Annotated in this window: 24 protein-coding genes; 10 read left to right on the top strand and 14 right to left on the bottom strand. The window is 63.2% G+C overall.

Annotated elements, in window-relative coordinates:
- Positions 1-28: 28 nt before the first annotated feature.
- From ACZIRK_RS39750 to ACZIRK_RS39735, 4 genes are all read right to left on the bottom strand, one after another.
- A complete protein-coding gene (locus ACZIRK_RS39750) occupies positions 29-631 on the bottom strand; it encodes a K(+)-transporting ATPase subunit C (RefSeq protein WP_130224487.1) in 603 nt (200 codons plus the stop codon).
- Positions 632-740: 109 nt separating this feature from the next.
- On the bottom strand, positions 741-2,855 hold the full coding sequence (kdpB, locus tag ACZIRK_RS39745; protein WP_208825806.1) for a potassium-transporting ATPase subunit KdpB: 2,115 nt from the start codon (positions 2,853-2,855) through the stop codon (positions 741-743).
- 23 nt (positions 2,856-2,878) lie between these two features.
- Complete coding sequence (gene kdpA, locus ACZIRK_RS39740; protein WP_474419387.1) at positions 2,879-4,582, bottom strand: potassium-transporting ATPase subunit KdpA; 1,704 nt, start codon at positions 4,580-4,582, stop codon at positions 2,879-2,881.
- A gap of 117 nt (positions 4,583-4,699) precedes the next feature.
- Positions 4,700-4,789: a K(+)-transporting ATPase subunit F gene (locus tag ACZIRK_RS39735; RefSeq protein ID WP_016846764.1), complete on the bottom strand. Its 90-nt coding sequence runs from the start codon at positions 4,787-4,789 to the stop codon at positions 4,700-4,702.
- Positions 4,790-5,355: 566 nt separating this feature from the next.
- On the opposite strand from ACZIRK_RS39735, the gene ACZIRK_RS39730 reads away from it, so the two are divergent.
- The 7 genes from ACZIRK_RS39730 to ACZIRK_RS39700 all read left to right on the top strand — a co-directional run bounded on the left by ACZIRK_RS39730 (position 5,356) and on the right by ACZIRK_RS39700 (position 10,658).
- Positions 5,356-5,757, top strand: coding sequence for a hypothetical protein (locus ACZIRK_RS39730; RefSeq protein WP_245474581.1), 402 nt, complete (start codon positions 5,356-5,358; stop codon positions 5,755-5,757).
- A gap of 12 nt (positions 5,758-5,769) precedes the next feature.
- Positions 5,770-6,042 carry a hypothetical protein gene (locus ACZIRK_RS39725; RefSeq protein ID WP_245287463.1) on the top strand — a complete coding sequence of 91 codons (273 nt, stop codon included), beginning with the start codon at positions 5,770-5,772 and terminating at the stop codon, positions 6,040-6,042.
- Positions 6,043-6,181: 139 nt separating this feature from the next.
- Positions 6,182-6,451, top strand: a complete 270-nt coding sequence (locus tag ACZIRK_RS39720; protein WP_035691316.1) for a hypothetical protein — start codon at positions 6,182-6,184, stop codon at positions 6,449-6,451.
- Between the two features lie 36 nt (positions 6,452-6,487).
- Positions 6,488-6,928, top strand: a complete 441-nt coding sequence (locus ACZIRK_RS39715) for a hypothetical protein (RefSeq protein ID WP_245474582.1) — start codon at positions 6,488-6,490, stop codon at positions 6,926-6,928.
- Positions 6,929-6,965: 37 nt separating this feature from the next.
- Positions 6,966-7,397, top strand: a complete 432-nt coding sequence (locus ACZIRK_RS39710) for a hypothetical protein (protein ID WP_130224499.1) — start codon at positions 6,966-6,968, stop codon at positions 7,395-7,397.
- 28 nt (positions 7,398-7,425) lie between these two features.
- Positions 7,426-8,376: a 4-hydroxy-tetrahydrodipicolinate synthase gene (gene dapA, locus ACZIRK_RS39705; protein WP_474419386.1), complete on the top strand. Its 951-nt coding sequence runs from the start codon at positions 7,426-7,428 to the stop codon at positions 8,374-8,376.
- A gap of 323 nt (positions 8,377-8,699) precedes the next feature.
- Positions 8,700-10,658, top strand: coding sequence for a DEAD/DEAH box helicase (locus tag ACZIRK_RS39700; protein WP_474419385.1), 1,959 nt, complete (start codon positions 8,700-8,702; stop codon positions 10,656-10,658).
- Between the two features lie 114 nt (positions 10,659-10,772).
- Here the strand turns inward: ACZIRK_RS39700 and ACZIRK_RS39695 are convergent, their stop codons facing one another.
- The gene (locus ACZIRK_RS39695) at positions 10,773-10,952 is read right to left on the bottom strand and encodes a hypothetical protein (protein WP_035691301.1); all 180 of its coding nucleotides are present in this window, start codon (positions 10,950-10,952) and stop codon (positions 10,773-10,775) included.
- 585 nt (positions 10,953-11,537) lie between these two features.
- On the opposite strand from ACZIRK_RS39695, the gene ACZIRK_RS39690 reads away from it, so the two are divergent.
- Positions 11,538-11,780 carry a hypothetical protein gene (locus ACZIRK_RS39690; protein WP_028166547.1) on the top strand — a complete coding sequence of 81 codons (243 nt, stop codon included), beginning with the start codon at positions 11,538-11,540 and terminating at the stop codon, positions 11,778-11,780.
- A gap of 300 nt (positions 11,781-12,080) precedes the next feature.
- On the opposite strand, the gene ACZIRK_RS39685 is transcribed toward ACZIRK_RS39690, so the two are convergent.
- The 8 genes from ACZIRK_RS39685 to mobB form a co-directional block, all read right to left on the bottom strand.
- A complete protein-coding gene (locus ACZIRK_RS39685; protein WP_474419384.1) occupies positions 12,081-12,509 on the bottom strand; it encodes a universal stress protein in 429 nt (142 codons plus the stop codon).
- 379 nt (positions 12,510-12,888) lie between these two features.
- Positions 12,889-15,654, bottom strand: coding sequence for a formate dehydrogenase subunit alpha (gene fdhF, locus ACZIRK_RS39680; protein ID WP_474419383.1), 2,766 nt, complete (start codon positions 15,652-15,654; stop codon positions 12,889-12,891).
- Positions 15,651-17,357, bottom strand: coding sequence for an NADH-ubiquinone oxidoreductase-F iron-sulfur binding region domain-containing protein (locus ACZIRK_RS39675; protein ID WP_474419382.1), 1,707 nt, complete (start codon positions 17,355-17,357; stop codon positions 15,651-15,653). Before ACZIRK_RS39675 ends, fdhF begins: the two co-directional genes overlap by 4 nt.
- A gap of 161 nt (positions 17,358-17,518) precedes the next feature.
- Positions 17,519-17,794: a hypothetical protein gene (locus ACZIRK_RS39670; protein WP_456642076.1), complete on the bottom strand. Its 276-nt coding sequence runs from the start codon at positions 17,792-17,794 to the stop codon at positions 17,519-17,521.
- Positions 17,795-17,882: 88 nt separating this feature from the next.
- Complete coding sequence (locus ACZIRK_RS39665) at positions 17,883-19,538, bottom strand: OFA family MFS transporter (RefSeq protein ID WP_474419381.1); 1,656 nt, start codon at positions 19,536-19,538, stop codon at positions 17,883-17,885.
- Positions 19,539-19,880: 342 nt separating this feature from the next.
- Positions 19,881-20,153 (bottom strand): sulfurtransferase TusA family protein, encoded by a 273-nt coding sequence (locus tag ACZIRK_RS39660; RefSeq protein ID WP_028166541.1) that lies wholly within the window; start codon positions 20,151-20,153, stop codon positions 19,881-19,883.
- A gap of 52 nt (positions 20,154-20,205) precedes the next feature.
- Positions 20,206-21,459, bottom strand: coding sequence for a molybdopterin molybdotransferase MoeA (locus tag ACZIRK_RS39655; RefSeq protein WP_474419380.1), 1,254 nt, complete (start codon positions 21,457-21,459; stop codon positions 20,206-20,208).
- A gap of 1 nt (position 21,460) precedes the next feature.
- Positions 21,461-21,982: a molybdopterin-guanine dinucleotide biosynthesis protein B gene (mobB, locus tag ACZIRK_RS39650; protein WP_130224521.1), complete on the bottom strand. Its 522-nt coding sequence runs from the start codon at positions 21,980-21,982 to the stop codon at positions 21,461-21,463.
- A gap of 212 nt (positions 21,983-22,194) precedes the next feature.
- Between mobB and ACZIRK_RS39645 the strand changes: the two genes are divergently transcribed.
- The gene (locus ACZIRK_RS39645; RefSeq protein WP_456642078.1) at positions 22,195-23,085 is read left to right on the top strand and encodes a formate dehydrogenase accessory sulfurtransferase FdhD; all 891 of its coding nucleotides are present in this window, start codon (positions 22,195-22,197) and stop codon (positions 23,083-23,085) included.
- A 171-nt stretch (positions 23,086-23,256) separates the two neighbouring features.
- Positions 23,257-23,889: a molybdenum cofactor guanylyltransferase MobA gene (mobA, locus tag ACZIRK_RS39640; RefSeq protein WP_474419379.1), complete on the top strand. Its 633-nt coding sequence runs from the start codon at positions 23,257-23,259 to the stop codon at positions 23,887-23,889.
- A 167-nt stretch (positions 23,890-24,056) separates the two neighbouring features.
- Here the strand turns inward: mobA and clcA are convergent, their stop codons facing one another.
- Complete coding sequence (gene clcA, locus ACZIRK_RS39635; RefSeq protein ID WP_474419378.1) at positions 24,057-25,385, bottom strand: H(+)/Cl(-) exchange transporter ClcA; 1,329 nt, start codon at positions 25,383-25,385, stop codon at positions 24,057-24,059.
- Between the last annotated feature and the right edge of the window lie 504 nt (positions 25,386-25,889).

Here is a 25,889-nt window from a genome sequence, read left to right as displayed (position 1 = left end):
CGCGTCACGTCATTCGGCCTAGCCGCCTTTATTTCGAAGCGCCGTCCAAAGCGAGGTTAAGCGCCAGGACATTCACCCGCGGCTCGCCGAGCACGCCGATGAAACGGCCCTTGGTGTTGGCTTCGACGAGCTGGCGGACCTGCGCTTCCTGCAGGTTGCGCGCTTTTGCCACCCGCGGCACCTGGAAGAGCGCCGCCTCCGGCGAAATGTCGGGATCGAGGCCGCTTCCCGAGGTGGTGACGAGGTCGATCGGCACCGGCTGGGACGGGTTTTCCGCCTTGAGCTTCTCGACATCCTCCTTGACGCGGTCGTTCAGCGCCTTGCTGGTCGGACCGAGATTGGAGCCGCCGGAGTTCGCCGCGTTGTAGGGCGCGGGCACCGTCTTGGAGGAATCGTTTGGATCCGGCGCCAGCGTCGCCGACGGCCGGCCGTGGAAATATTTGTCCTCCTTGAACTCTTGCCCGATCAGGGCGGAGCCGATGATCTTGCCGTCCTTCTCGATCAGGCTGCCCTGCGCCTGGGACGGAAAGATCACGCCGGCTATGGCGGTGATCGCGAGCGGATAGGCGAGGCCCGTGACTGCCGTCAACAACAGCAGAAGAACGATGGCGGGACGAATTTCTCTAAGCATGTTGTCTCTCCTAATTCTCGTCATTGCGAGCGAAGCGAAGCCATCCATCGGGCCGCGGGGCAAGATCGTGGATTGCTGCGTCGCTTCGCTCCTCGCAATGACGGTGCCATTAAGCCAGGTGCAAGGCTGCGACCGCGAGGTCGATCGCCTTGATGCCGATGAAGGGGATGATGATGCCCCCTAAGCCGTAGATCATCAGGTTGCGGCGGAGCAGCGCGCCGGCGCCTATCGCGCGATAGGCCACGCCCTTCAGCGCCAGCGGGATCAACGCGATGATGATCAGCGCGTTGAAGATGATCGCCGACAGGATCGCGCTCTGCGGGCTCGAAAGGCCCATGATGTTGAGCACGCCGAGCTGCGGATAGAACGCCAGGAACATCGCCGGGATGATTGCGAAATATTTCGCGACATCGTTGGCGATCGAGAACGTCGTCAGCGCACCGCGGGTCATCAGGAGCTGCTTGCCGATCTCGACCACCTCGATCAGCTTGGTCGGGTTGGAGTCGAGGTCGACCATGTTGCCGGCTTCGCGCGCGGCCTGGGTGCCGGTGTTCATGGCGACGCCGACATCGGCTTGCGCGAGCGCCGGCGCGTCGTTGGTGCCGTCGCCGCACATTGCCACCAGCTTGCCCTTGGCCTGCTCGTCGCGGATCAGCTTGAGCTTGTCCTCGGGCGTGGCCTGCGCCAGGAAGTCGTCGACGCCGGCTTCGGCCGCGATCGCCGCCGCGGTCATCGGATTGTCGCCGGTGATCATCACGGTGCGGATGCCCATGCGGCGCAGCTCGGCGAAACGCTCGCGGATGCCGCCCTTGACGATATCCTTGAGGTGGATGACGCCGAGCAGCCGGCCGTCCTTGGCCACGGCGAGCGGCGTGCCGCCTTCCTTGGCGATCTCGTCGGCAATGCTCTGCAGTTCGCGCGCGGCGTCGGTGTTGACATTGGCCTGGAGGGCGCGGACAGCATTGCCGCTCGCCAGCGACTGCGCGGTGCCGCCGCCGATATAGTTGAGGATCGCATCCACCGCGCCCTTGCGGACCGCGGACGAGCCGGCATCGATGCCGCTCATGCGGGTCTGCGCGGTGAACGGCACGAAGGTCGCGGCGAGCTCATGCATGTCGCGGCTGCGGATGCCGTATTTCTCCTTGGCCAGCACGACGATGGAACGGCCTTCCGGCGTCTCGTCGGCGAGCGAGGCGAGCTGCGCGGCATCGGCAAGCTCCTGCTCGGTGACGCCACGCACGGGGCGGAACGCGGTCGCCTGGCGGTTGCCGAGCGTGATGGTGCCGGTTTTGTCGAGCAACAGCGTGTCGACGTCGCCGGCGGCTTCCACCGCGCGGCCGGACATTGCCAGCACGTTGAAGCGCACCAGGCGGTCCATGCCGGCGATGCCGATCGCCGAGAGCAGCGCGCCGATCGTGGTCGGGATCAGCGTCACGAACAGCGCCACCAGCACCACGACCGAGATCGAGCCGCCGGCATAGGCCGCGTAGCTCGGGATCGTCACGGTCGCGAACACGAAGATGATGGTGAGGCCGGCCAGCAGGATGTTCAGCGCAATCTCGTTCGGCGTCTTCTGCCGCTCGGCGCCTTCGACCAGCCGGATCATGCGGTCGATGAAGGTCGAGCCCTGCGCCGCTGTGATGCGGACGCGGATCCAGTCCGACAGCACCTGCGTGCCGCCGGTCACCGCCGAACGGTCGCCGCCGGATTCACGGATCACGGGCGCGGACTCGCCAGTGATCGCGGCTTCGTTGACCGAGGCCACGCCTTCGATCACCTCGCCGTCGGACGGGATGATGTCGCCGGCCTCGACCAGAACGATGTCGCCGACCTTGAGCGTGGTGCCGGGGACGAGGCGGTAGTTCCGCCCCGAACCTTCCAGCAGCTTGGCCTGGCTCTCGGTGCGGGTCTTCTTCAGCGAATCCGCCTGCGCCTTGCCGCGTCCCTCGGCGACGGCTTCGGCGAAATTGGCGAACAGCACCGTGAACCAGAGCCACAGGATGATCTGGAAAGTGAAGCCGATGTTCTCCGCGCCGGTGACGAGGTCACGCAAGAAGATCACCGTGGTGAGCGCGGCGACGATCTCGACCACGAACATCACGGGGTTCTTCGCCATCAGCCGCGGATCGAGCTTGATGAAGGACGATTTGATCGCAGGTACCAGGATTTTGGGGTCGAGCATGGTCGACGCCCTCACCTGCTTTTGCAGTTTCATGGTTTCCATGGATGTGACTCCAATTAATTCGATCAGAACAGGGTGTTGGCGTTCATGGCGAGATGCTCGACGATCGGTCCGAGCGCCAGCGCCGGGAAGAAGGTGAGGCCGCCGATGATCAGGATCACGCCGACGACGAGACCGACGAACAGGCCGCCGGTGGTCGGGAACGTGCCGGCCGACGGCGGGACCGACTTCTTCTGCGCCAGCGAACCCGCAATCGCCATTGCCGGCACGATCATGAAGAAGCGGCCGACGAACATCGCGCTGGCGAGCGTGAGGTTGTAGAAGAAGGTGTTGCCGGTGAGACCTGCAAAGGCCGAGCCGTTATTGCCGGTCGCCGAGGTGAAGGCATAGAGCACCTCGGTGAAGCCGTGCGGGCCGGCATTGGCCATCGAAGCAACCGCGGACGGCAGCACCACGGCAACCGCCGTCCAGCCGAGATACATCAGCGGCAGCACCAGGATCGCGAGCATCGCCATCTTGACCTCGCGCGCCTCGATCTTCTTGCCGACATATTCCGGCGTACGGCCGACCATCAGGCCGGCGACGAAGATCGCCAGCACGACGAACAGCAGCATGCCATAAAGGCCGGCGCCGACGCCGCCGACGATGATTTCGCCGAGTTGCATGTTAACCAGCGGGATCATGCCGCCGAGCGCGGTGAAGCTGTCATGCATGGCATTGACGGCGCCGCAGGACGCCGCGGTGGTGACGACGGCGAACAGCGAGGACGCGACGATGCCGAAGCGGACTTCCTTGCCTTCCATGTTGCCGCCGGACAGCCCCAGCGCATGCAGCGCGGTGGTGCCGTTGGCCTCGGCCCAGTAGCAGACCAAAACGCCGGCGACGAACAGCACGCCCATTACCGCGAGGATCGCCCAGCCCTGCCGCTGGTTGCCGACCATGCGGCCGAACACGTTGGTGAACGCGGCGCCGATCACAAAGATCGAGAGCATCTGCACGAAGTTCGACAGCGCCGTCGGATTCTCGAACGGATGCGCAGCGTTGGCGTTGAAGAAGCCGCCACCATTGGTGCCGAGCATCTTGATCGCGACCTGCGAGGCCACGGGACCGACGGCGATCGTCTGCTTGGCGCCTTCGAGCGTGGTTGCATCGACATAGGGCCCGAACGTCTGCGGCATGCCCTGCGACACCAGGAACAGCGAATAGACGATGCAGATCGGCAGCAGGATGTAGAGCGTGCAGCGGGTGATATCGACCCAGAAATTGCCGATCGTGCGTACAGAGGCGCGGGCGAAGCCCCGGATCAACGCCACCGCGAGCACCATGCCGGTCGCAGCCGAGAGGAAGTTCTGGTGCGTCAGGCCGAGCATCTGGACCAGGTACGACACCGTGCTTTCACCGCCGTAGTTCTGCCAGTTGGTGTTGGTGAGAAAGGAGACCGCGGTGTTGAACGACAGATCCGGGGCAACGGCGGCCTGGTCCGCCGGATTGAACGGCAACACGGCCTGCAGCCGCATCACGCCGTAGATGATCAGGAAACCGCCGATATGAAACAGAAGCATCGCGACCGTATAGGTCAGCCAGTGCTGTTCGCGCCTTTCGTCGACGCCGCTGATCCAGTAGAACCCGCGCTCCACCGGGCGCAGCACCGGCGACAAGAAAGTCGCCTCGCCGTTGAAGACGCGCGTCATGTACCAGCCGAGCGGCTTCACCAGCGCGACGACGACGGCGCAAAAGAGGATTATTTGGAACCAGCCGATGGCGGTCATGGCATTAAACCTTTCGAATGGGCTTTGAGCGCAGCAGCACGGCAAGCACGCCGACCAACAGGATGGTCAGCGCCGCATCTGCCAGGAGAAGCTGCCCAATCATGAACATGGCGCTGATCAAAACCGCTCAGGGCGCAGCAGCGCATAGGTGAGGTAGAAGAGAAGGCCGAGCGAGACGAGGCCGGCGAGCGAATAGTCGAAAATCATGGCGCGCCCCCTCACAGCCGTTCGCAGGCGTAGGCGTAGCCTATGCCGGCCGCGAAAAATGCCGCGATGAGCGCCAGCATGACGAGATCAAGCATTGGAGGCTCCTATGCATAACGGGCCGACAAAGGCCCGTTCTGGTTCCGAGGTGAGGTGCCACCCGCCGCATAGGTTTTCGAGATGTAGGCTGCGGCGTCGTTATAGGAATCTTATAAAGATCCGCTTCTCAGGCTCGCGCGCCGCGGCGAGCCCTTGGCCTAGCCGGGACCCACAACCTCCGGTATCGTCAAAGAGGTGGGGCCGCCACAGCACGCTTCCAAACACAGAATGGTGATCTGGGCCCTGGCGTTTGTCGGGACGACGCGTGAGGTTCGGCATCGCGCGCCCCGTCCATCTTTATGAAATCCCTATATTTCCGGCCGCCGCCCCATCTCGTTTTCAAATGGCGTTTTGACCACTTTTGACCTGCGGCATTTCGTCAAGCCGCATGATTGATAGGTCTCGCCATGTCACTGCTTTCAGAACCCTTGACCGCCGACTTCGGCCTTCGGCCGCGGGACGCCGGTAGAGTGACAGTCGAACTGATGTCCGACCTCATCCGCGACTATTGCCGACGCTTTCCCTCGCAAGGACGGCGCGACAAGACGGCGCGCGTCGAGGCACTGATCAAACTGGGCGCGTGGACCGATGCAGCGCTGGCGCTGCTCGACCTCGAACTGCCGCAATGGCAGGTTCGTCGCCTCGCCTATGACGACGGCGAATGGTACTGCGCGCTATCGCGCGAGCGCGAACTGCCCGACTGGCTCGATCAATCGATCGAGACCCATCATGCCGATCTGGCGCTCGCCATCTTGAGCGCGTTCGTCGAGGCACAGCAGATCGCCGCACCATCGAGCCGCCCCAGCGTGCCGAGCGTCGAACGTCATGCCGACGGCTTCTACCAGCCGATGCTGAGCGACAATTTCGCCTGAGCGAGCAGCGCCGTGCAGCCACTGCCAAACCTGCCGCAAAAGCTGAAATCCGCCCAGGTCCTGGTTCGATTTGTGTTTCGGTTGCTGATCCTGAGCGGTTTCGCGCTGTTCGGGAGCATCGGCTTTGGCCGCAGCTTCATCGCGCTGCTCTGGATGTCCACCGTGCTCTGTGCCGTCATCGCCCTGATACGGCGGGAGCAATTCATGGATGCCGATCTCAACCATTGGGACGAGATGGCAGCCTATGCCGCGCTTTGCGCGCTCGCCTCGGCCACCGGGCGATAACCCACGCGACGGGCCTGGCGACCTTATATGTCCCTTATGAGATCGCTCACCCGCCCTCCTCGATTTCATATCCGCCCGCAAAGATATTGAACGCGTTACCAAGTCTCGTGAAGGAATCACAAAAATGAAACTCGTGAACATAAAACTCGACGAACCTCCATCGTGTAGCTCTGCTTCGCCTATCGTCTTTATCGGAAGGAACCGGCGCGGCCAGTGGGTCGCCCAGGAACAGAACGGTCTCTACGGCGGGCTGTTCGTCAATCGCTCCCAGGCAGTCAAATACGCGCTGTTCGAGAACGGGCATCATCCAGAAACCATCGTCGAACTGTCGCGCGAATTCGAACTTGACATGAACCGCAGTTCCTCCGCCGCGCCGTCACAAGCAACAGCCGCGCGACGCGTCGCCTGATCCGGTTCGCGGCCTACATTCAGGAGGAGTCAGATGATGCAGCCTTGTTTAGTTGCCGACCGCGACCAGGTCCTCGATACGATGATCACACTGACGCACCTGTCCAACCTGCACCGCACGATCATCGCGGGAAGTGGAGCCATGGAGCTCTATCTTTCGCTGCGCAGGCGCGGCTTCGTTCAGGTCGCGACAACCGCAACCTGCCGGGTGCCCAGGAGACAGCACAGCATCGGCCTGCTCACGGGAGACAAATCCCTGGCGGCGACCGAGGCGGCGCTCCTGGAAGTCTCGCAATTCCTCAGCGCGAATGCCACCATTGCGATCCTGATCGACTCTCGTGAAGGCGAATTCTGCCTCAACATCCGAAGGAAGCTGGAGCAAATGGGCTTCCGGATCGAGGCAGGCGTGAGGTGCCAACGCGGCCTCGTGCTTGCCGCTCACCGGCAGGGTTTCGCACAAATGGAAAGAGCGGCGTGAACCGCGAAGCATTTGCGCGGCTGGGAAGGCGTTACCAATGGAATCGCAGGATCCGGTTGAATGGCACAGCAGGCTGCTGCGCGCCTGGCAACTGGCGCTTCTGCGCTTTGCCGTAACGCTCGATAATGCCGATCGGTTGAACGTGATGGCGATAGCCGCCGAGATCGACCGCGGCGGCCGCCGCTATGAGGAGCAGCCGAGTTTCAGCTTCTTCCGCAAGATCAGTGCCGACCTCTGCAGCGCCATTCTGCGGCAGAACGACGGCGCCGACGCCACCTTGCGTCAGTATCTTGAGCGGATCGAGGATCCCCGCGCGAGGCGGGCATTCGCAAGCGCGGTCGAAATCGAAATCGATACGGCGCCGCCGCGCACAAGAAAGCCCAAGGTCAACAACTGGCTGTGGCGCGGATTGGCACCGCGCAGCAATGCTCCACTCCCCGGCACGCGCTCACGCGCCGCCAGATATTGAATGCGGTGCCTATTCCGAAGGACGACACATGAAACAGGACTGGCTCGCGGGCTACATCCCCGACCTTCCAACGCCGTTCGGCGAAGACGGCGAGATCGATTTCGATGCCTTTGCGCGGCTCTGCGAGCGCCAGATCGCATCCGGCGCCAGTGCGATCGTGGTCGGCGAGACCACGGGCGAGGCGCCGACCCTGACGACGGGAGAGAAGGCCGGCCTCGTTCGCCGCGCCGTCGAGGTCGCGCATGGCCGTATCAGCGTCATCGCCGGCGCCGGATCCAACGCAACAGACCGCGCGGTCGAACTGACGCGGCAGGCGGAGGCAGCCGGTGCCGATGCCGTGCTCTCGGTGGTCCCCTACTACAACAAGCCGATGCAGGCTGGACTCCTCGCGCATTTCCGCGCAGTGGCCGAGGCGACCGCGCTTCCGGTTATCCTGCACGACGTTCCCTCGCGCACCCTTCGCGACGCCTCCGACGCAACGCTCAAGCGCCTAGCTGAATCCGAGCAGTTCATCGGATTGCGCGACAGCAGCGGCGATGTCGGACGCCTGGTCCGCATACGCACGTCGCTGCCGCCGCATTTCCGCCTGCTGTCAGGCGACGATTTGACCACGCTGCCGTTCATGGCCGTCGGTGGACACGGCTGCATCTCGGCAGTCGCGAACCTCGTACCGGAACTGTGCCAGGTGGTTCTTGCAAGCCTCAAGGAAGGACGGCTGCAATCGGCCGGGTATCTGTTCAGCCGCCTGTTCCCGATTGCCGGGCTGCTCGCCGCCGAGCATCCAGCGGCGCTGAAGTACGCGCTGTCGCTGCTTGGGCTGATCCAGCCGAATACGCGCCTCCCGATCGTTCAGTTGAACGACGCCGCCAAGGCGGAGGTCAGGAAGGCGATCGCCGAACTCGGCGACGAAGAATGGTCTGGCGTGCAGGATACTTTGCCCGCCGCACCGGTGCGCCACCAGCGAGCGAAGCGGTCGTAGCAAGTTGTGTAGGGAAAGTTTGAAGCACAGGCATCCAGCCAAACGCTGGTTCTTGGCTGAGTCCCGGCATTGGTTGCTTTGGGGACAAACGGACATTACATCGCAGGCAAAGCCGATAGAGTCGGTCGAAAATGACCCGGAGCGGAAGTCGCGCCGGCTCATCCCTGAGCGTCAACCTCATCCTGGGGTAGCGATCTGGCTTCTCTTGGCGTAAAGCATCTGAATCAGATCGCCGCGCGTGCGGCTGTGCCGTCTGCCGGGCACGCAGCTTCAAGTCACTCGGCTCGACGTTCTGCGCCTGAGCCAACAAAGGTTTCCATCTCGTGTCATTCCCCACCACAAGTCCGCCGCTCGCCCGAGCTTTAGCCGAGCGCAGCTACGATCGGCCGACCCCTGTCCAGATCGCCGTGCTTGCGGCAGAAGCTGTCGACCGCGACCTTCTCGTTTCGGCCCAAACCGGCTCGGGCAAGACCGTCGCTTACGGGCTGGCAATTGCAAAGGATCTTTTGGGCAGCGTCGAGCGGTTTCAGCGGGCGGCCGCGCCGCTTGCCTTGATCGTCGCGCCAACGCGCGAACTCGCCTTGCAGGTCCATCGCGAACTCGCATGGCTTTATCAATACGCGGATGCGCGCGTCGTCTCCTGCGTCGGCGGCATGGATCCGCGCCGCGAACAGCGCGAGCTTGCCGCGGGCGCTCACATCGTGGTCGGGACGCCCGGCCGATTGTGCGATCACTTGCGGCGCGGCCATCTCGACATCTCAGAATTGAAGGCTGTCGTCCTCGACGAGGCCGATGAAATGCTCAATCTCGGTTTTCGCGAGGATATGGAATTCATCCTCAAGACCACGCCGGACACGCGCCGCACGTTGTTGTTCTCGGCGACTTTTCCGCGCGGCATCGTTGCGCTGGCAAAACAGTACCAGCAACAGGCCTCTCGGATCGAGGTCGCGGGCGACGAAGGCGGTCATGCCGATATCGAGTACCGCGCCATCCGGATTGCTCCTGATGATGTCGAGCACGCGGTCGTCAACGTATTGCGCTTTTTCGAATCGCCGAGCGCACTTGTGTTTTGCAACACGAGAGATGCGGTCAGGCATTTGCAGGCGGCGCTGCTCGAGCGTGGGTTTTCCGTGGTCGCTCTCTCCGGTGAAATGACGCAGAACGAGCGAACCCTGGCGCTGCAGGCGTTGCGCGACGGACGTTCGCGCGTCTGCGTGGCGACCGACGTGGCGGCGCGCGGTATCGACCTGCCGAGCCTCGACCTCGTCATTCATGCGGATCTGCCAAAGGACGCGGAGGTCATGCAGCACCGCTCGGGCCGCACCGGTCGTGCGGGCCGCAAGGGCGTGAGCATCCTGCTGGTGTCGCCCGCCCGAAAACGACGCGCGGAACTGCTGCTGAATCTGGCCGGCATTGACGTCGTCTGGAGCACGGCTCCCCAGGCCGATGAAATCCGCAGGCTCGATCATGAACGTATGCTTACGGATGCCGTTTTCACCGAGGAGACGACCGCCGACGATCTGGTGCTGGCGCGGGCATTGCTTGCCGAGCGGTCGGCTGAGGATATCGCCGCGGCGCTCGCGCGGCTTTATCGCGCGCGGCTTCCTTCGCCCGAAGACATTCTCGATCCCGGCCAGGATCGCAGCCGACCTCGTGACGACCGCGGTCGAGAACACATGCGGACATCGCGCGGCGATGAACGCCCCACCGGGCCCCGATCGAAAACGGGAAGATCATCGTCGCGTCACGGCATGGCGGAGGCCAGCGTATGGTTCCGGGCCGCCATCGGACGAAAAAAGAATGCAGAAGCGCGCTGGCTCTTGCCGATGATTTGCCGTCGTGGCGGCATCGACAAGCGTGACATTGGCGCCATCCGGATTCTGGACACCACCACCGAGTTCGAAATTTCCGAGCGGGTCGCAGGATCCTTCGCCGCCAAGATCCGACGTCCGGATAAGGAAGACAACATCCGCATCGAGCCGCTGGCAGACACTCCCCCAGATCAGGCACCTTTGGAAAAGCAGTCACACTCGCCTTGGCTCGAAGCCGGCGACTTCGATCACAATGCTCGTCGAAGCGACAATTCTCGTGACGCGACAGGACCGAAGCAACGCGGCAAGCCTCACCGCGAAAGCGGGTCGAAATTTGCCAGCGAGCCGGGTTTCGGGAAGAAAAAGAAACACCGGAACAAGTCCGGCCATGCTGGACAGCGGCAGCCGGCAAACGCGTCGCCTGCGAAAGCCGCATTCGGAAAGAAGGCAAGGAAGAATCGTCGCGGCTGATCTGCCGCCATCAGGTGCTGCGGGACGCTCAGTCCTTCAAGTATGAACGTGTTCCTAATCGCCGCAGCGAGTCTTCTGTGATCAACGCTGGACGGTCGCCCGCAATTTCACGAATCATCCGATGCGCCATCGCCCTTTGTTGATATCGAACTTCACCAGGCCCTCGTCTCGCATTTTCAACAGGAGGGATTGGCAAGCTTCTTCATTCACGACATTGGCGCGTTTCATGACCTCGTACACTTTGAGCGGCTTCTCGCGGAGCGCACGCAGGATATTTTCTCGATCATTCAGCACGACTAGGCTCCTACCGTCATCAAGCGCGCCAAATCACTGAGAATACGAAAGCTGATCTTCCGTAACGACTCGCTCGATATTCTCCGACTTGCTCTTGATGCGGTATCTAAGACGTCCATCTGCCTCGATGGGCATAAGTTGAACGATGGTATAAATCATTGGCGCCTCAGTCGAGGCACGTCCTCGCGGACCTTGGGGCTGGTGGTGAACGTCTTCATTCAGCTTATAGGCATATGACATGTGTTTACCTCTAGAAGTTACGGCTGCTCTAGCGTGGAGCTTGCCGTAATGCAATGCATCCTGTTGCTCCCGGCCCAGGCTGGTGAAAGCAAAAACGAGCGCTGTGGCAGAGCGACTCGCGGTCTAAGAGCGCGTCAGTAACGTTGACCTAATACGTCCCGAACATGCCTTTAGTATCCGTGGTCGCATTGAACGGAGGCGGGACGAGTCAAGCAAGCACTCCGCGAGCCAATCGCCCACGGCCACCAAAAGCTATGCAGCGCAAAGTGTATTTCCCGAGCACGCGTTGTTGCGATTTGGTCTCGGCGGGTGGATGCTGTTGGCGCGGACACAATGGAGGGCAGCATGAGCAAGGCAACTCTCGACAATCGCCACCGCAACAAGGACGGAGAAATCAGCGCCAAACACGGAAACACCCTCATTCGCACGTTGCGCAAGGTGTACGGTCAGAGTTTCGCGGCTGGCTATCCCGACACAGAGAAGCTCCGTGAGGTTCTACTTAAGCTGAACGAGACATCATTGAGCCAGCTCCGTCGTGATCATGAGACTGGCCACTTGGAGCACAAGATCACCAAAGCCTCGAAGTAAGGCCGCGGGGTCCCGCGGCGGTGCGTTCGTGGCCAGAGGCGGCCGCCAAGGCGCCTGCTGCTAGGGGGAGACCGGACGCGGTTGCGGCATCGCCCAATCGACGCGAATGACCCAGAACGGATATTCAGGCAGGCCTCTTCAGCGTTCGGGAAGCGTCCTGAGCAGCCGATCCGTTCCTATAGGAGGAAGGGATGCTGCCTGTATTGGAACCCAAGTGTCCCAACAAGTGTCTCAGGTCGAATTTGCGGGTGCCGTAAATTGTTCGACCCTACTGGCCTGGTGCGCCCCGGCGACTTGTCGCTACTGACAAACCAGTACGGGGGTTTTCGCGTGCGCCAGCACCTTGTTGGTCACACTTCCGATGAGAAGCATGGAAAGCCCGCTGCGTCCATGCGATGACATGACAATGAGATCGCAGCCTTTGTCCTCGGCTGCTGCGATGATTGCTTGATGGGGTTGCCCGTTCTCCGCTTGAATCGTCTCGCAAGAAACACCGGCCTCCTTGGCCGCATTTGCCGCGCGATCCAACGCGCTCGTGGCCTGTTCCTTGCGCAGCTCGGCATATGTTGCGACGGCTTCAAGGAACCGCCCTGACATTTCCGAAAAGGGTTCCACAACGAAGATGACAGACACCTTGGCTCCAAGGGATTTCGCCAGCGCCAAGCCATGCGCCACCCCATGCTCCGCCAGCTCCGATCCATCTGTCGGAATGAGAATATGCCGGTACATGCTTCACCTCCCGATTGTCGCTGCCTTGCGAAGGTAAGCTGGGCCCGCGCTCCGGAAAGAGTCTTGAGATAAATCAATCGATCGGCCCATGGTGTCATTTCGCTGCTGCGCAGCAACCACGTCGCTTTAGATCATAGTCCAATTTTCGTCAGATCGGATCGTGACCTGTGTTTCCGGACCGTAGGCGCTGATCAGTAGTCCCACTTCTCGGAGAGAATGTGCGGCCGCTGCAGCGTTCTCAGCGACTTGTCCCTGTGGTCGGGGACCTTCCAAACCCAGCGCAAACAGGTGCCGGACAATGGAAGATGCGAAGCAGTGCGTAGGAATTCGAGATGGCTTGCCGCCATCCCGCATAGAAGCGGCATAAAGGCGGCAGCGCCTACTCCGCTGCCGAGCGGAGCTCGGCCTTTTCCGCGCGCACGGCGCAGAACTTGAATTCCGGAATCTTGCCGAAGGGATCGAGCGCCGGATTGGTCAAGAGGTTGGCCGCCGCTTCCGCGTAGCAGAACGGCATGAACACCATGTTGACAGGCACGTCGCGGTCGGAGCGCACCTTCACCTCGACGGCGCCGCGGCGGGTCTGGAGCCGGATGAAATCGCCGGGCCAGAGCTGCATGCGCCGCATGTCCTTCGGCGACATGAAGGCGACCGCCTCCGGCTCGATCTGGTCGAGCACGGATGCGCGGCGGGTCATCGATCCCGTGTGCCAGTGCTCGAGCACGCGGCCGGTCGACAGCACCATCGGATATTCGGCATCGGGCAGTTCATCCGGCGGGATGACATGCGCCGGCACAATCTTGCCGCGGCCGTTCTCAGTCGGGAAGCCGGTGGTGAAGATGATCTCGTTGCCCGGCTTGTGCGGATCGTCGACCGGATAGGTCACCGCGCCCTCGCGCACCAGGCGTTCCCAGGTGATGTTCTTCAGCGAAGGCATCAGCTCGGCCATCTCGGCAAAGACATCAGCCGGACCGCTGTAATTCCACGGCAGGCCCATGCGCTTTCCGATCTCCTGGATGATCCAGAGATCCTGCCGCGCGTCGTCCGGCGGCTTGATCACGTCGCGCGCGAGCTGCACGCGCCGGTCGGTGTTGGTGAAGGTGCCTGACTTTTCCGCGAATGCCGAAGCCGGCAGGATCACGTCGGCATGGAACGCGGTCTCGGTGACGAAGAGATCCTGCACCACGAGGTGATCGAGCATGGCAAGCGCCTCGCGCGCGTGCTGCAGATCGGGATCGGACATCGCGGGATTTTCGCCCTCGATATACATGCCGTTGATCTCGCGGGCATGGATCGCGTTCATGATCTCGACCACGGTCAGCCCGCGCACCGGATCGAGGCTCTTCTGCCAGAGTTCCTCGAACTTGCCGCGCAGATCGACGCGGCCGACAGGCTGGTAGTCCGGCAGGAACATCGGGATCAGGCCGGCGTCGGACGCGCCCTGCACGTTGTTCTGGCCGCGCAGCGGATGCAGGCCGGTGCCGGGACGGCCGACCTGACCCGTGATCAGCGCCAGCGCAATCAGGCAGCGCGCATTGTCGGTGCCATGGACATGCTGGCTGATACCCATGCCCCAGAAGATGATCGAGGATTTCGCGCGGGCGTAGAGCCGCGCCACTTCGCGCAAGGTCTCGGCCGGGATACCGCAGATCGGCTCCATCTTCTCCGGAGTGAAGTCCACGATCTTGGCCTTCAGCTCGTCGAAGCCTTCGGTGTAGCCGGCGATATACTGCTCGTCGGTCAGGCCCTCGGTGATGATCGTGTTGATCATCGCGTTCAGCATCGCGACGTCGCTTCCCGGCTTGAAGGCGAGATGCTTATCGGCGTGGCGCGACAGCGTCTGCAGCCGCGGGTCCATCACGATCAATTTCGCGCCGCGCTTGGCCGCGTTCTTGATATAGGTCGCCGCCACCGGATGGTTCACGGTCGGATTGGCGCCGATCACGATGATCACCTCGGCATCCATTGCCGCCGAGAACGGCGCCGACACCGCGCCGGAATTCAGGCCCTCCGTCAGCGCCGCCACTGATGAGGCGTGGCACAGCCGCGTGCAGTGATCGACATTGTTGGAGCCGAAGCCGGTGCGCACCAGCTTCTGAAACAGATAGGCTTCCTCGTTCGATCCCTTCGCAGAACCGAAGCCGGCCAGCGCCTTCACGCCCTTCTCGTCGCGGATCTTGACGAGGCCGCGCGCGGCAATGTCGAGCGCCTCCTCCCAGCTCGCCTGGCGGAAATGCGTGAACGGATTGGCCGGATCGACCTGGTCGTTGGCGTCCTTCCTGGCGTTCGGCAACCGCACCAGCGGCTTGGTCAAGCGATGCGGATGATGGATGTAGTCGAAGCCGAAGCGGCCCTTGACGCAGAGCCGGTTGTGATTGGCCGGGCCGTCGCGGCCTTCGGCATAGATCACCTTCTCGTCCTTGACCTGATAGGTCACCTGGCAACCGACGCCGCAGAACGGACAGAGCGAATCCACCTTGCGGTCGGGATAAGTAACGCGGGTCTGTTTCTCGTCGAGCATCACGGCGGGCATCAAGGCGCCGGTCGGGCAGGCCTGCACGCATTCGCCGCAGGCGACGCAGGTCGATTCTCCCATCGGATCGTCGAAGTCGAACACGATCTTGGCGTCGGCATTGCGATAGGCCATGCCGATGACGTCGTTGACCTGCACCTCGCGGCAGGCGCGCACGCACAGACCGCACTGGATGCAGGCATCGAGATTGACGCGCATCGCCGGATGGCTGGCGTCGCCCTCCCAGCGTTCCGCAGCCGGGAAGCGGCTCTCGGTGACGCCGGTCTTCTCCGCCCAGTGCCAGAATTTCGAATCGGGATCGTGCGAGGTCTCGCGCGCCGGCTGGTCGGCGACCAGAAGCTCCATCACCATCTTCTGCGCGGCAACGGCGCGGCTAGAGGCCGTCTTCACCTTCATGCCGACAGACGGCATGCGCTTGCAGGAGGCGGCGAGCACGCGCTCGCCTTCGATCTCGACCATGCAGGCGCGGCAATTGCCGTCGGGGCGATAGTCCGGCGCCGGCGAATAGCAGAGATGCGGGATCTCCTGGCCCTGGCGTTTTGCCACCTGCCAGATGGTCTCGCCTGCTTTCGCTTCGACCTGCTTGCCGTCGAGTTCGAACTGGATCGTCGTCATTCCGCAGCTTCCTTGAACTCGTCGGGGAAGTATTTAATCACGGAGGTCAGGGGATTCGAGGCGGCCTGGCCGAGACCGCAGATCGACGCATCGCGCATCGCCTGGCCCAGTTCCTCGAGCAGCGCCCGGTTCCACACCGGCCGTTCCATTAACATCGCCGCCTTCTGCGTGCCGACGCGGCACGGCGTGCATTGCCCGCAGCTCTCATCTTCGAAGAAGCGCATCAGATTGAGCGCCGCCGCCTTCACGCTGTCCGCTTGCGACAGGATCACGATCGCGGCCGAGCCGATGAAGCAGCCGTATTTTTCCAATGTGCCGAAGTCGAGCGGGATATCGTCCATCGTCGCCGGCAGGATGCCGCCGGAGGCGCCGCCCGGCAGATAGGCATGGAAGGTGTGGCCATCGGCCATCCCGCCGCAATATTCGTCGATCAGCTCGCGCACGGTGATGCCGGCCGGCGCCAGCTTCACGCCGGGATTTTTCACGCGGCCCGAGACCGAGTAGCTGCGCAGGCCTTGACGGTCGTTACGGCCGTGGCTCTTCCACCAGTCGGCGCCCTTCTCGACGATGTCGCGCACCCACCACAATGTCTCGACATTGTTGATCAGCGTCGGCAGGCCGAACAGCCCGACCTGGAACGGATAAGGCGGCTTGTGCCGCGGCAATCCGCGCTTGCCCTCGATGCTCTCGAGCAGCGAGGATTCCTCGCCGCAGATGTAAGCGCCGGCGCCGCGACGCAGATGCAGGCGCGGACCGCCGGCCGGAAGCTTTGCGATCTCGCGCGCGAGGATTTCGCGCACCGCCGGATATTCGTCGCGGATGTAGACGTAGACGTCGGCGGCTTCGACCACGTGGGCGCCGATCAGCATGCCCTCGAGGAAGCGATGCGGATCGGTCTCGAGATAATAGCGATCCTTGATCGTGCCGGGCTCGCCCTCGTCGCCATTGACCGCCATCAGCCGCGGCCCGGGTTCGCCGAGCACCGCGCGCCATTTGCGCCCGGTGGGGAATCCCGCGCCGCCGAGTCCGCGCAGCGAGGCGTTGTCAAGTGCCTTCAGGATCTCGTCGTTCGACACTTCGCCCGCGCGCAGCCGGTTCAGCAATCGGTAGCCACCGCCGGCAACATAGGCGTTGTAGCCGACATAATCAGGCAGATGCGCGTGCGTCTCGCCAGCCTTCGCCGTCGCCAGCACGCTCTCGACCGTCGCCTGATCGACGAAGTTGTGGCCGACTTCCGCGACCGGCGCGGTGTCGCAGCGGCCGACGCAGGGCGCGCGCACCACGCGGATGCCGGGACCAGCCGAGTCCTGCAATTGCTCCAGCAGCTTTTCGCCGCCGAGCATCGCGCAGGTGAGCGAGTCGCAGACGCGGATGGTAAGCGGCGCGACATCCGGCTGACCTTCCTTCACCACGTCGAAATGCGCGTAGAAGGTCGCGGTCTCGAACACTTCCGCGAACGACAATTTCATCTCGTCCGCGAGCGCAGCGAGATGTGCGGCGGAGATCTGGTGATACTTGTCCTGGATCAGGTGCAGGAATTCGATCAACAGATCGCGCCGGCGCGGCCGGTCGCCGAGCAACTGCTCGACGTCATGCGCGGCTGTCGGATCGATCTGGCGTCCCTTCGGCGTCGCCTTGGCCTTGCGCCGCCCGGCACCAGGGTGCTCGAACGCGCGAACCTCATGCACGTCATGGACAGTCATTGAAGCATCCGTTCTTACCACTCTTTAGATCAACTCTAATCTTTGGCATGCCAGATGCCAAGACCAATGCCAAGAGAAAATTATCGCGTCCGAAGAAGCATTTAAGTGGCATGCCGCCGGCGCATGCCCCCGCTCCGTTTCCCCCCGCGACAAACCTGTCCTCAGGTCTTACCCATGCAGTCCTCGATGTAGAACCAGCGGTCGTCGCCTGCCAATCCCTTGGCTTTGACCTCCTGGCGACAGGCTTTCAGCTTGCCCCTGTTGGCGCTCCATTTGGCCTTCATGTCCTTCAGCCTCGCGGCTGTGAGCTTCGCCCTGGAAGGCTTCGCCTCGCTCGCGGCGGCAGGCGCGGAAGGCGCGGGCGTTTGGGCCGAAGCCGCAGTCAGCAGGCTCGTAATCAACAGCGCGGCGGCGGCACCAGTTCCGATACGAAACATCGCGAAAATTCCCTTGTTCTATTCGTTCAATTGAATGGATGAAAAAAAGCGCCGCGGGCGAACGCATCGCCCGCGGCGCCAAGCTCGATCAGAAGATCTTGACCGCGCTCTCCAGCGTCTTCCAGACGCCCCAGGCCAGGGGAATGCCGACAAAGGCCCAGAACAGCGCGGCCTTGGCATCCAGTCCGCCGAACCCGATGCCGTAGGAACCATGCGGACCGGCCGCATCCGCACTCGCGCTCGCCGCCTGCAGTTTTGCCACTTCCGCCTCGCTCATGTGCCACTTCGCATCGACCGGCTTGACCAGGTAGTTGCAGATCAGGCCCGCGATCAGCATGGCGCAGAGGATGTACATCGTGGTGTTGTAGAGCTGGTCGCGCGGAACGCCGGCAGCGAGTTGGAACTCGCGGATATAGTTCACGACGACCGGGCCGATGATGCCGGCGGTCGACCACGCCGTCAGCAGCCGGCCGTGAATGGCGCCCACGAACTGCGTTCCGAACATGTCGGCGAGATACGCCGGCACGGTCGCAAAGCCGCCGCCATACATCGACAGGATGATGCCGAAGCCGAGCACGAACAGAAGTTTCGAGCCCATCGCCGCGAAGGTCGGCGCCAGCGCATAGAGCGCGATGCCGAGCAGGAAGAACGTATAATAGGTGTTCTTGCGCCCGATCTTGTCCGACAGCGACGCCCAGAAGAAGCGGCCGCCGATGTTGAACAGCGACAAGAGCCCGGCGAAGCCCGCCGCGATGCCGGCAATCTGCGCCTTCTGCGACGCATCAAGCTGATTGAAGCCGACATCGGGCAATCCGATCAATTTGCCGGCGAAGATCTCCTGCAGCATCGGCGAGGCCATGCCGATCACGCCGATGCCTGCTGAGACGTTGAGGCAGAGCACCCACCAGATCAGCCAGAACTGCGGTGTCTTGTGTGCATTGTCGAGATGGACGTTGTTGGTCGAGATCATCGCATTGGCCTTGGCCTTTGGCGTCCAGCCCTCGGGCTGCCAGCCCGTCGGCGGGATGCGATAGCGGAAGGCGCCGATCATCATGAACACGAAATAGATCACGCCCATCGCCAGGAAGGTTTCCCAGACGCCGACCGAGGTCGGTGTCTTGAAATAGTTCATCAAGAGATTGGCAAGCGGCGCGCCGATCATGGCGCCGCCGCCGAACCCCATGATGGCCATGCCGGTCGCCATGCCGCGGCGATCGGGAAACCATTTCACCAATGTCGACACCGGCGAGATATAGCCGAGCCCGAGGCCAACGCCGCCGATCACGCCAGCGCCCAGCCACATCAGCCAGAGCTGATGGATGTAGACACCGAGCGCGCCGATCACGAGACCGCCGGCCCAGCACAGCGCCGCGACGAACCCTGCCTTGCGCGGACCGACACGTTCGAGCCAGCCGCCCCAGATCGCGGCGGACACGCCGAGCAGCACGAAGAACAGCGTGTACATCCACCCGAGACTCGCCACCTTCCAGTCGCAGGTGGTCGTGAACAATTCCTGCCACAGCGAGGTATCGGGGCAGGCCTTCGGCGTGTTCAATCCGATCGCGCGCGACAGCGGCAGCCAGAACACCGAGAAGCCGTAGGCCATGCCGATGCACAGATGGATGCAGAGTGCGGCCGGCGGCACCAGCCAACGGTTGAAGCCGGCGGTCGCAATCGTGTGCTCCTTGTCGAGGAAACCAAGCCCCGCGCCGGCCACAGCGCCGGTGCTGCTAATCGTCGTCATCCGATCCTCCCTGCGGCCGCTCTTCGATCGAGCGTGCTCGCTTTCATTGATCCAACCAAATTGTCGTCGCGGAAACCGGCGCTGCCCCTCCACGACTTCTTTCTGTGCGCCAGAGATCATCAAGCGCTTTTCGGAATTCCCAACCCCCGACGCGACACAATATGCTCAGTGACGGCGCCAACCTGATAAATGAAGACGTGCCCCGCCCGGAGTCGCTCGTGTGTAGCCCGAGCGTCATTGATCTCCGCGACACCGCGGAGAGGTTCAATTGGGACAGAAGGGCTAAAAGGTGTCGATAGGAAAAAGGTAGGTATCAACCAGAGCGATTATTGCAGCGCACGGCTATTGTTGCGATGCGGACGAGGCATCATTGATTTTCTCTATCGTCCCATTTGTCTTCTCGATCAAAAACACGATGCGGCTCTCGCTCCGCTCGGTGATCTCGACCTTGTCGCCGGTCTCGCGGATCAGGTTCGGGATATCGATCACCGACAATGGATCGGTGCAGAGCACTTCGAGAAAATCACCCGGCTTGACCGCCTTCAGTGCCTTGCGCGTCTTGAGCGCGGGCAGCGGACATTTGAGACCGGTGAGATCGAGTTTTGTCGTCGTCATGTTTCCGACCATGGCGAAGCATTCGCACAGCGTCAATCGCTACGCGACGGCTTCAGATCAGGCTTGCATAGGACAGGAATCCGACGGTCTGGCCGGGCTCGACGTGTGTGATGTGTTCGCCAAGCTCGACCAGGCCATCGGTGTCGACCAGCGACGACAACAGCCCCGCGCCCTCGCGCGGAAACTTGATCGCTTCGAGCATACCATCCGGCGCTTTACGCAGATTGACGCGGACATATTCGCGGCGCCCGACCTTCTTCTTGTAGGTGAAGCCGGCCCGCACCGGCATCGGCACCAGCGGCTCCGGCGCGCCGCCGGACAGCGCCAGGATGGTTGGCCGCACCACGTGAACGAAGGTGACGAAGCTCGCGACGGGATTGCCCGGCAGGCCGATGAACGGCGTGCCGCCGATGATGCCCATCGCGACCGGGCGCCCCGGCTTGATCGCCATCCGCCACAGCACCAGGCGGCCGACGCTCTCGACGCCGGCCTTGACGTGATCCTCCTCGCCAGTCGAGACGCCGCCGGTGGTGAGGATCAGATCGTGGTGGCCTGCGACGTCCTTCAGCGCGCGTGCGAGGCTCGCAGGCTCGTCGCGCAGAATGCCGAGGTCACTGACCTCGCAGCCAAGTCGCCGCAGCATCGCCATCAGCATGAAGCGGTTGGAGTCGAAGAGCTGCGGCGCCGCACGGCGCTCTCCGGGCGAAACCAGCTCATCGCCGGTCGAGAACACCGCGACGCGGATCCGCCTGATCACGTCGAGCCTGACAAGGCCGAACGCTGCAGCCAGCGCGACATCCTGCGGGCGCAAGCGCTTTCCAATCTGCAACGCGGCGTGGCCGAGCGGAATGTCTTCACCCGCCGGCCGCACATTGGCGCCCGGCTGCAGGCCTGCGGGCAGAACGACGTTATCGCCCTCGACGCGGACGTCCTCCTGCATGAACACGGTGTCGGCACCGTCAGGCATCGGCGCGCCCGTGAAGATGCGCACAGCATGACCGCGCTCGATCGGCGCATTCGCCGCGGCGCCCGCCTGCACCCGTCCGCTGATGGGAAACGCCTGTTCCGAACCTGTGGGAAGATCGCGGCTTGCGACCGCATAGCCATCGACGGCGGAATTGGTGAAGGGCGGCAGCGGCAACGGCGCCAAAATGTCATTGGCAAGGATGCGCCCGTCGGCCTCCGCGAGCGCGACGGTCTCGATATCGGCTATCGCCGTCACCCGAGTCGCGATCAGGCGCACGGCCTCACCGACCGACATCATCGGCCCGCTGGAGGCAAAGCAATCGTCGGACAGTTGCGCCATTTCAGGTCTCGCTCTTCGCCAGGATTTCGTCGACCGCAACAGCGGCGCGCTGCATCATGGCGGCAACGGCGGTGACATCATCGAGGTGGGCGGTCGGCAGCCGGGTTTCAATCGTCGCATCCGTCGCGATCCCGACAATGCCGGGATCATCGGGGAACAGCAGCGGCTTGCTGTTGGCGGCACGATGCACCTCGATCTTGCGCAGCGGCTCGCGCTTGAAGCCTTCGACCACGACGAGATCGACCTGCGACATCTTGGCGAGCAGCTCGGCCAGCCGCGGCTCGCCGGCGCCGCGCAGCTCATGCATCAAGGCCCAGCGCCGGCTTGAGGAGACCAGCACCTCGGTCGCGCCCGCCTGGCGGTGCACCCAGGAATCCTTGCCGGGCACGTCGACATCGAATTCGTGATGGGCATGCTTGATCACGGACACGCGCAGACCCTGTGCCAGCAGATGCGGAATCACGCGCGACAGCAAGGTGGTCTTGCCGGCGCCGCTCCAGCCCGCGAGTCCGATCACTTTCATCCGACCTCATCCCAAGAGGAACCCACTCGTTCCACCGTCATTGCACCCGCTCCGCCGTCATTGCGAGGAGCGAAGCGACCAAGCAATCCATACTTTCCGCGGGGATGGATGGATTGCTTCGCTCCGCTCGCAATGACGGGAGGGCCATATTTCCCTAAGCTTCCGACATGCTTATATCGGATGGCAGGGAAAGTCATGCTAACCTGGCCGCCATGATGAGGATCGACAAACCGCCCGTTCCCCTGATCGTCCCCAACCCGGACGACCCGCGCCTGACCGAGCGCGTGACCGGGACAGACCAGACCGGCGCCAGCGTCGAGATCAAGGTGCCGATGGAGCGCCCGCTGACGCTGTACCTGAACGCGCAGGAGATCGTCACCATGATGACGATCGGCGACTACCCCGAATATCTCGCGCTCGGCTATCTCCTCAACCAGAACATGCTCAAATACGACGACGTCGTCACCGAGGTCGAATATGACGACGATCTGCAGGTGGTGGTCGTGCGCACCGAGCACCACACCAATTTCGAGCAGAAGCTGAAGAAGCGCACCCAGACCTCGGGCTGCGCCCAGGGCACGGCTTTCGGCGATCTCCTGGAGGCGGTCGAAAGCGTAGCGCTGCCGAAGGCGGAATTGCGCACCTCCTGGCTCTACCAGATGACGCATGCGATCAACACCATGCCCTCGCTCTATCTCGAAGCCGGCGCGATCCATGGCTGCGTCTTATGCAAGGAGGGAACGCCGATCTGCTACACCGAGGATGTCGGCCGCCACAACGCCGTCGACAAGATCGCCGGTTGGATCTACCGCCACGGCGTCGATCCCGGCGACAAGATCCTCTACACCACGGGACGGCTGACCTCGGAGATGGTGATCAAGACGGTGCGGATGGGCATTCCGATTCTGGTGTCGCGCTCCGGCTTCACCGCCTGGGGCGTCGAACTGGCGCGGCAGGTCGGCCTGACGCTGATCGGACGCACGCGCGGCAAGCGTTTCATCGCGCTGTCAGGCCAGGAGCGCATCGTGTTCGACCAGAACCTCGACTATGTCGAGGAAGAATCCGCCAAGCACAAGCGCAAGGGCGAAGCGCGTGACGACTAGCATGATGAGCTCGAACTGCATCCGAGAAGCGGCTGCACTCCCTCTCCCGCTTGCGGGAGAGGGTCGGGGTGAGGGTGTCTCCGCAATGGGACTCCCCGTATGGAGAGAGCCCTCACCCGCTGCGCTCTTCGAGCGCAGCGACCTCCCCCGCAAGCGGGGGAGGTGAAGCAGATGGCCTCACGCGACATAATTCCCGGCGTTCTTTTGGCAGGCGGGCTCGCGCGGCGGCTGGGCGGCGGCGACAAGCCCATGCGCGCGATCGGCGGCCGCACCATTTTGGAGCGCGTCATCGAACGGCTGGCGCCGCAATGCGACGGCCTGATCCTCAACGCCAATGGCGATCCCGCCCGCTTCGCCGCGTTCGGATTGCCCGTCATCGCCGACAGCGTCGCCGATTTCCCAGGGCCCCTCGCCGGCATCCTGGCGGCGCTGGACTGGATGGCGGCAAACCGGCCGGATGTATCGCCGATCCTGAGCGCAGCCGGCGACTGCCCGTTCCTGCCGCGCGATCTCGTCTCACGGCTCCACGACGCAATGGTAAAGGAAGACGCGCAACTGGCCGTGGCGGCCTCGGGCGATCAGTCGCATCCGGTGATCGGATTGTGGAGCGTGTCGCTGCGCGACGAACTCCGCCACGCCCTCGTCGTCGAAGATGTCAGGAAGATCGACCGCTGGACCGCCCGCTACAGGCTCGCCACTGTGACCTGGCCGACCGAGCCGCTCGACCCCTTCTTCAACGCGAACACGGTCGAGGATATCGCCGAGGCCGAACGGCTCGCGGCAGTGGATGCGGCACACGACTGACACTGCTGTCATTCCGGGGCGCGCCTCTTGGCGCGAGCTATGATGTGCAATTGCACATCAGAGAATCCATCGGGCCGCATGAGCTGGTGGTGAAATAGATTCCGGGCTCGATGCTATCGCATCGCCCCGGAATGACGGAGCCATTTCCGCGACCGCCCTCCACCCGCTCATTCCCGTCTGATCTGCTGCTCGAGCCGCAGCGTGCGTTCGCGCAAGGAATCGTAGATCGGTGGATTGTGCAGCAGCGGGGGCAGCAGCATCGCTACGAAGCAGGCGCCGAGCATCGGCAGCAGCATCGTCACGTTGCCCGTCATCTCGGCGACGAGAACGATGCCGGTCACCGGCGCCCGTACCACGCCCGCGAAGAAGGCGGCCATGCCCACTAACGCAAATGCATGCGGCTCGATCGCGAGTTCCGGAAATACAAGGCGGCAGGCTGCTCCGAACAGCAGCCCCGACTGGGCTCCCAGCACCAGCAGAGGGGCGAAGAGTCCGCCGGGAGTGCCGGCAGCGTATGATAAAGCACCGAGAGCGAACCGGATCAGGAATGCGGAGGCGACGATCGCAAGACTATCCTGGCCGATCAGCGTGCGCTGCGTGATCTGATCTCCGCCCCCGACCAGCTCGGGCGCAAACCAGGCCAATATGCCGACGCTTGCGCCGATCAATCCGGCTCGGAGCTCGATCGGCAGCCGCGCGAACCGGTCGCTAGCTGCGATGAACGCAAGCAGCGTGTGATTGTAAGCAACGGCGAGCAGGCCCGCGACGGCCCCCAGCGCAAGGAACAGCGGCGCGGATACCGCGCTCGGAGTGTTCAGCGGAACGATCTGGAAATCGGGCGCGTCGCCGATAAACAGCCTTGCAACCGGGATCGCCGTTGCCAGCGTGGCGAGGGCCGCGACAGCGACGCGGCGGTCGAATTTGTGCATCAGCTCCTCAAGTATGAAGGCGAGCCCAGCGATCGGCGCATTGAAGGCCGTCGCCAGGCCAGCGCCGGCACCCGCGGCCAGCAGTACGCGTGCGTCCGCCCAGCAGAGCCGGCAGATGCGCGCGGTGAAGACCGCGATGCCTGCGCCCATCTGCACGGTCGGCCCCTCGCGGCCCAGCGCCAGGCCGGAGCCGATTGCCAGGATACCGCCGATGAATTTCACCGGCACCAAGCCAAACGGAGCCGGCGGGACCTGCCCGTGCAGGACGGCTTCCACATGCGGAATGCCGCTGCCCGACGCGTGCGGCGAGAACCGCCGCACCATCCACGCCGCGAGCAAGGTGGCACCAGCGCATGCGCCCACGACAATCAGGAATCCCAAGACGCCGTGGCCATGCGCCCAGGCGATTACCGCATCGCGCAAGCGATCGGCCTGCTCGAGCAAGAGGCGGAAGTTCGCCCCGACACATCCGGTGACGGCCCCAACGACGAGCGCCGCCGCTACGAGGCCCAGCAGGCTGCGACCTTCGTCTGCGACTAATCGCTCATCGTCGGGCTTATGGTCCACGGTTGCGCCGAACTTTCGATGTGTTTCAGGGAACGAGTTTGGCCGAAATCGCCGGCGAATTGGAATCGGCAAGAGCGAATTTCCGGCCAGGGAAATTTGTTCAACGATTTCAATCTGATTTGCCCTGTCCACTCACGCCGCGAAAAACATTCCGCTTTCGCCGTCGGGCAAATCAGTGATTTAACTCCGCGCGTCTCACGGCGGATGAGGGGCGGCTCGCGATCGTCACGAACGTTGCGGTGAGATGCGGTGGACGAGATGGGTGTGACTGACGAGCACAGGCATCACGGACGGCGAAGTCGTGTGGTCCTGGCGCCCCGACGCTGGCGCTAAGCTCGCGAGCAGCAAAGAGCTGCCGCGGGTGACGGTGGCAAGAAAGCCCGGTGACCGGCTATCTAATGCACACATCTTTGTTGCGAAGATCGGCGAAGACTGATTCCCTGGCGGGAGGCGGTCTTGTGGAGAGCGGTCGTATGTCGATGGAGGTGGGGCTGGGGCGATTTG

Source organism: Bradyrhizobium sp. Leo114 (assembly GCF_055229415.2).
This window is presented reverse-complemented; position numbering and strand designations above follow the sequence as displayed.

What these genes read in the sequence shown, in the direction of transcription:
- fdhF (WP_474419383.1), bottom strand. Translation starts at nt 15,654, where the DNA reads ATGACGACGATCCAGTTCGAACTCGACGGCAAGCAGGTCGAAGCGAAA.
- ACZIRK_RS39660 (WP_028166541.1), bottom strand. Translation starts at nt 20,153, where the DNA reads ATGACGACGACAAAACTCGATCTCACCGGTCTCAAATGTCCGCTGCCC.
- ACZIRK_RS39710 (WP_130224499.1), top strand. Translation starts at nt 6,966, where the DNA reads ATGGAATCGCAGGATCCGGTTGAATGGCACAGCAGGCTGCTGCGCGCC.
- ACZIRK_RS39670 (WP_456642076.1), bottom strand. Translation starts at nt 17,794, where the DNA reads ATGTTTCGTATCGGAACTGGTGCCGCCGCCGCGCTGTTGATTACGAGC.
- mobA (WP_474419379.1), top strand. Translation starts at nt 23,257, where the DNA reads ATGGCCTCACGCGACATAATTCCCGGCGTTCTTTTGGCAGGCGGGCTC.
- dapA (WP_474419386.1), top strand. Translation starts at nt 7,426, where the DNA reads ATGAAACAGGACTGGCTCGCGGGCTACATCCCCGACCTTCCAACGCCG.
- mobB (WP_130224521.1), bottom strand. Translation starts at nt 21,982, where the DNA reads ATGAAAGTGATCGGACTCGCGGGCTGGAGCGGCGCCGGCAAGACCACC.
- ACZIRK_RS39655 (WP_474419380.1), bottom strand. Translation starts at nt 21,459, where the DNA reads ATGGCGCAACTGTCCGACGATTGCTTTGCCTCCAGCGGGCCGATGATG.
- ACZIRK_RS39685 (WP_474419384.1), bottom strand. Translation starts at nt 12,509, where the DNA reads ATGTACCGGCATATTCTCATTCCGACAGATGGATCGGAGCTGGCGGAG.
- ACZIRK_RS39665 (WP_474419381.1), bottom strand. Translation starts at nt 19,538, where the DNA reads ATGACGACGATTAGCAGCACCGGCGCTGTGGCCGGCGCGGGGCTTGGT.
- ACZIRK_RS39735 (WP_016846764.1), bottom strand. Translation starts at nt 4,789, where the DNA reads ATGATTTTCGACTATTCGCTCGCCGGCCTCGTCTCGCTCGGCCTTCTC.
- ACZIRK_RS39750 (WP_130224487.1), bottom strand. Translation starts at nt 631, where the DNA reads ATGCTTAGAGAAATTCGTCCCGCCATCGTTCTTCTGCTGTTGTTGACG.
- ACZIRK_RS39645 (WP_456642078.1), top strand. Translation starts at nt 22,195, where the DNA reads ATGATGAGGATCGACAAACCGCCCGTTCCCCTGATCGTCCCCAACCCG.
- ACZIRK_RS39715 (WP_245474582.1), top strand. Translation starts at nt 6,488, where the DNA reads ATGCAGCCTTGTTTAGTTGCCGACCGCGACCAGGTCCTCGATACGATG.
- kdpA (WP_474419387.1), bottom strand. Translation starts at nt 4,582, where the DNA reads ATGACCGCCATCGGCTGGTTCCAAATAATCCTCTTTTGCGCCGTCGTC.
- ACZIRK_RS39675 (WP_474419382.1), bottom strand. Translation starts at nt 17,357, where the DNA reads ATGACTGTCCATGACGTGCATGAGGTTCGCGCGTTCGAGCACCCTGGT.
- ACZIRK_RS39690 (WP_028166547.1), top strand. Translation starts at nt 11,538, where the DNA reads ATGAGCAAGGCAACTCTCGACAATCGCCACCGCAACAAGGACGGAGAA.
- kdpB (WP_208825806.1), bottom strand. Translation starts at nt 2,855, where the DNA reads ATGGAAACCATGAAACTGCAAAAGCAGGTGAGGGCGTCGACCATGCTC.